The sequence below is a fragment of the Mesorhizobium sp. M7A.F.Ca.ET.027.03.2.1 genome (assembly GCF_003999175.1).
Lineage (GTDB): Bacteria > Pseudomonadota > Alphaproteobacteria > Rhizobiales > Rhizobiaceae > Mesorhizobium.
The window spans coordinates 1-476 of the sequence record NZ_RZOM01001877.1 but is presented as its reverse complement, the minus strand read 5'-3'; the positions used below and the strand labels follow the sequence as shown (position 1 = coordinate 476).

The window sequence follows — 476 nt, the reverse complement described above, 5'->3', positions numbered from 1 at the left end:
TTCCATAGGCGATATTGTCGTAGGTCGACATATGCGGATAGAGCGCATAATTCTGGAACACCATGGCGCAGTTGCGCAGGCCAGGCCGAACGTCGGTCACATCGCGGCCGGCGATGGTGATACGGCCAGAACTTCCCTGTTCGAGCCCCGCGATCATCCGCAATGTTGTCGTTTTGCCGCATCCCGATGGTCCAACCAGCACGACGAACTCGCCCTTGTCTATTCTGAGGTCCAGCGGTGGTATGACTTGGAGGCTGCCAAACGATTTGGCGACGCCTTCCAGCGTGACATGAGACATGCTTGAGATCTCCTCGGGAGAGGCCGGGCGGCGTTCCGCCCGGCATGTCCGTTTTCACTTGAGTGGCGGCAGTCCCATCGACGCGCGATAGGCCGCAAGTTGCTTGTCCTTACCGAATTCCTCCGTCAGGCTGTCCCATTCGGCTGCAACCGCATCCAAGGCTGCCTGTGGCTCAACT

General features: G+C 59.0%; 1 protein-coding gene. It reads right to left on the bottom strand.

The features are described 5' to 3' along the window. The coding region (locus tag EN750_RS38560; protein ID WP_145968402.1) for an ABC transporter ATP-binding protein at nucleotides 1-298 on the bottom strand (298 nt) is incomplete at its 3' end. Nucleotides 299-476: the final 178 nt, after the last annotated feature.